The organism is Pseudomonas sp. HMWF006, assembly GCF_003061205.1.
Lineage (GTDB): Bacteria > Pseudomonadota > Gammaproteobacteria > Pseudomonadales > Pseudomonadaceae > Aquipseudomonas > Aquipseudomonas monsensis.
Genome location: NZ_QAIU01000058.1, coordinates 1 through 4,223, shown reverse-complemented (window position 1 = coordinate 4,223; position 4,223 = coordinate 1). Strand labels below are relative to the sequence as shown.

4 protein-coding genes and 1 pseudogene are annotated in these 4,223 nt (G+C 59.2%); 4 read left to right on the top strand and 1 reads right to left on the bottom strand.

What is annotated here, in order from left to right:
* The coding region (locus DBR24_RS02305; RefSeq protein ID WP_177490402.1) for an MBL fold metallo-hydrolase at window positions 1-496 on the bottom strand (496 nt) is incomplete at its 3' end.
* A 214-nt stretch (window positions 497-710) separates the two neighbouring features.
* Between DBR24_RS02305 and DBR24_RS02300 the strand changes: the two genes are divergently transcribed.
* From DBR24_RS02300 to DBR24_RS34715, 4 genes and pseudogenes are all read left to right on the top strand, one after another.
* On the top strand, window positions 711-1,319 hold the full coding sequence (locus tag DBR24_RS02300; RefSeq protein WP_128613775.1) for a TetR/AcrR family transcriptional regulator: 609 nt from the start codon (window positions 711-713) through the stop codon (window positions 1,317-1,319).
* Window positions 1,320-1,454: 135 nt separating this feature from the next.
* Window positions 1,455-2,552 carry a diguanylate cyclase gene (locus tag DBR24_RS02295; RefSeq protein WP_371921217.1) on the top strand — a complete coding sequence of 366 codons (1,098 nt, stop codon included), beginning with the start codon at window positions 1,455-1,457 and terminating at the stop codon, window positions 2,550-2,552.
* 98 nt (window positions 2,553-2,650) lie between these two features.
* Window positions 2,651-3,511 (top strand): annotated as a pseudogene (locus DBR24_RS34720) (PAS domain-containing protein); the annotation flags it as partial.
* Window positions 3,512-3,562: 51 nt separating this feature from the next.
* Entirely contained in the window at window positions 3,563-4,057 is a 495-nt protein-coding gene (locus DBR24_RS34715; protein ID WP_371260358.1) for a methyl-accepting chemotaxis protein, read from the top strand.
* The last annotated feature ends 166 nt before the right edge of the window (window positions 4,058-4,223 follow it).

Here is a 4,223-nt window from a genome sequence, read left to right as displayed (position 1 = left end):
GGGTATCGCCGACGCCCAACGGAGTCAGGAACAGGTTGGTCTTGGCCGCCAGCCGCAGTACCGCCGCGTAGTCGAGGTGGTCGTAGTGGTTGTGCGACAGGATCACCGCTTCAATCGGCGGTAATTCGTTGATGCTGATCGGTGGCTGGTGGAATCGCTTGGGGCCGGCCCATTGCACGGGCGAGGCGCGTTCGGCGAACACCGGGTCGGTGATCCAGAATTTGTCCTGCAGTTTCAGCAACAGGGTCGAATGGCCGAGGCGAAACACGCTGTGGTTGGGCGCTGCCAGGAGGTCGTCGCGGGTCAACGGTTGTACCGGGATAGCGGCGGCGGGTCGGGTGTTGCGCGGTTTGTGGAAGATCATGTTCCACATGATGCGCAGCATTTTGCGAAAGCCTTCGCGGCGCACCGGCGCATGGTTGCGGAACAGCCCTTGATCCTGTCGAGAGGCTTCAGGCGTGGAAATTTTATCCGGGAGGGAAACTGGATTGGCCATGACTGAAATGACTCCAGAAAAACCGCGCAATTCATGATTTTTCGCGGTGGGACGATAAATGGCCAGAGCTGCACGCATAGGCCGAACTGCTGTTTTTTAGGTTGCGAGGATTAACGCAACATTACACTGGTCGGTGTAGTTTCTAGGTTGCATGAAAGCGCATGACAAGTAAACTTCCAAGTGTAATTTCCATTTTTCCTGCCGAAGCTAACTTATGACAGCTCCACAGCGCCTCACTGACCGCAAACGCGAAGCCATTATCCAGGCGGCCATTGTCGAATTCCGTGCCAACGGTTTCGAGATCACCAGCATGGACAAGATCGCGGCCACCGCCGGGGTGTCGAAGCGCACGGTGTACAACCATTTTCCCAGCAAGGAAGAGCTGTTCGCCGAAATTCTCAACCAACTCTGGGCACGCATCACCGCCGAGCAGACCGTGACCTATAGCGCCGATCAGCCGCTGCGCGAGCAACTGCAACAGATGCTGGGGGCAAAATTGCAGATGATGGCCGATGACAATTTTCTCAGTCTGGCCCGCGTGGCGATTGCTGCCACCATCCACTCCCCGGAGCGCGCACAAGATATGGTGGCGCGCATGGGCGCGCGCGAAGAAGGCCTGACCGTGTGGATTCGCGCCGCTCAGGCGGACGGTCGGCTAAAACCCGTGGACGCGGCATTCGCCGGGCAGCAGCTGCAAGGGCTGCTGAAGTCGTTCGGCTTCTGGCCGCAGATTTCCATGGGCCAGCCGCCACTGGATGCCGCCACCCAAAAAGCCGTGGCCGAATCGGCACTGGAGATGTTTCTGGCGCGTTACCAGCTCTAAACCGTGCCTCTGCGCGCGATCCGTCGATTAAATGGCTCGGAAGGACACTGATTATTCGCGCTGGAATAAATGACAATGTCCGACAATTGACCGACGAATGGTCTACCTGAAAAAAATACGGCAAAGTATTTCAGGATGAATCTGGCGCAGGACATCATGGAAAACCCACGCGGCAAAGGCTTGTCATTCGCCAGACGCATCTATCTGCCTAGGACTATCGGTCTGGGCGTCGGCTTTTTCAGCGTCGCGGCAGCGCTGTATCCGTTGAACATGCCGGCATGGCTATGGGCGCTGCTGGTGTTCAACGGATTTGTCTGGCCGCATCTGGCTTATCAGGTATCAACCCGCGCAACCTTCCCCTACCGCGCCGAGCGTCGCAATCTGTTGTACGACTCGTTGTGCGGCGGCTTCTGGACCGCGTGTTTTCAGTTCAATCCGCTGACCAGCGTGACCATCCTGTCGATGATGACCATGAACAACGTCGCCGCCGGTGGCCGACGCCTGTTCCTGCTCGGCGCCGTCGCGCAGTGCGTCGGTGTACTGCTGGGCGGCTCGATCTTCGGCTTCAAGTTCAGTCCGACCATGACTCAAATTGAAGCCTGGGCCTGCCTGCCGATGCTGACCCTGTATCCACTGGCCTTGGGCATGGTCTGTTACCAACTGGCGATCAAACTCGCGCAGCACAAACGCACGCTGCGCGACCTGAGCCGCACTGACAGCCTCACCGGACTACTCAACCACGGCGCCTGGAAGGATCAGCTGCACGCCAGGTTCGAGCTGTGCCGGCAAAATCACACCCAGCACATTCTGGCGCTGATCGACGTCGACCACTTCAAGTCCATCAACGACAACTATGGCCACATCATTGGCGATGCGGTGCTGAGCCAACTGAGCGGCGAACTCAAAGGCATGGTGAGCAAAAGCGAACGGGCCGGCCGCTACGGCGGCGACGAGTTTTGCCTGATCCTGCCCGACCAGCCACTGAAAAAAGCCGAACTGCAAATGGAACGATTGCGTCAGGCGCTGGATCAATACCGTCACCCGGATGTGCCGGAACTGCGGGTCAGCCTGAGTATCGGTCTGGCGCGGTTTCAGCCGTCGTACCGCGACGCACTGGCCTGGCTGGATGACGCTGACAAAGCGCTGTACACCGCCAAACACACGGGACGCAACACAATCAGCGTGGCGCTGAGCCAGCCGCGCACCGACGACGCCAACTCCATCAGCCTTTGAAAACACCGGTAGTCATGCTGATACGCATTTTCTTGTACAACGACAAACAGTTTGTATAAGATCGCTTCGTCAGCCTGGATGCTGGCACTTTGCAGTCAATGACAAGTGCTCACCCGGCATTTGCTCTGCCAGCGCGGAAACAGGGACAAAAACCTCGTCTTTCCCTACTTCCAGGTACTGCCCCTATGTTTTTCAAACGCCATCAGTCCGCCCTCAACGACCTTCAACACACCATCACCGAACAGAACGGCCTGCTCGAAGCCATCGACCGCTCCATGGCCGTGATCGAGTTCGACCTCGATGGCGTGGTGTTGACGGCCAACGACAACTTCCTGAAAACCACGGGCTACCGCGCTGATCAGGTGATCGGCCAGCCTCATCGTCTGTTCTGCACCCCGGAGTTTGGCCGCAGCGCGCAATACACCGAGTTGTGGTCGCGTCTGAAAAACGGCCAGTTCCAGTCCGGCACGTTCGAGCGGGTCAACAGCCAGGGCCAGCCGATCTGGCTGGAAGCCAACTACAACCCGATCAAGGATGCATCGGGGCGTGTGGTGAAAGTGGTCAAGTACGCCATGGACGTGACGACCAAGGTCCAGCAGGAAAGCGAGGCCAACGCCAAGCTGCAGGCGATCGACCGGGCGATGGCGGTGATCGAATTCGACCTCGACGGCGGCATTCTCACGGCCAACCAGAATTTTCTGACACGCATGGGTTACACGCTCGCTGAACTCAAGGGTAAACATCACCGTTTGTTCTGCCGCGCGGATCTGGTCAACAGCAGCGCCTATGAGGATTTCTGGCGGCGGCTGAACCAGGGTGAGTTGTTTCAGGGCCAGTTCGAGCGCGTCGACAAGCGCGGCCAGACCGTGTGGCTGGAAGCCAACTACAACCCGGTGTACGACGCGTCCGGGCGGTTGTGCAAAGTGGTGAAGTTCGCCACGGACGTCACCGCCCGCGTCGAGCAGCATGAGCAGGACGCCCGCAGTGCCAGCGCGGCTTATCACATCTCCGTGGAAACCCGCAAAGTCGCCGAGCAAGGTACTCAGGTGATCCAGCAAGCGGCCAGCGAAATGCGCGAAATCGCTGACGACATCGCCCAGTCTTCGACATTGATCGCGCAGCTCGGCGAACGCTCGGAGCAGATCACCGCGATCGTCAACACCATCCGCGCAATTGCCGACCAGACCAATCTGCTGGCGCTCAACGCGGCGATTGAAGCGGCGCGGGCCGGGGATCAAGGTCGCGGGTTTGCCGTGGTGGCGGACGAGGTGCGGCAACTGGCGGCGCGCACCAGCGGCTCGACGGCGGAGATTTCCAACATGATCGGATTGATCCAGAGCGAAACCCGTCAGGCGATCAAGAGCATGGAAGGCACCCGTGGCCGAGCGGCGCAAGGCGTTGAACTGGCGGATCAGGCCGGCAGCGTGATTCTGCAGATTCGCGATGGCGCCAGTGAGGCGGTGCAGGCGGTGAGCATGTTTGCCAATGAGCGGGCGCCTGGGTGATCGCTGTACTGGGTCTGTAGAACGCGTCGCGGCCTTCGCGATCAAGCTCGCTCCCACAGGGAAACGCATTCCAATGTGGGAGCGAGCTTGCTCGCGAAGAGGCCGTCAGCCTCGGCACAAGGCTATAGTGAACAATAGCCCTGAAGCCTGCCGAGCCCATCATGAC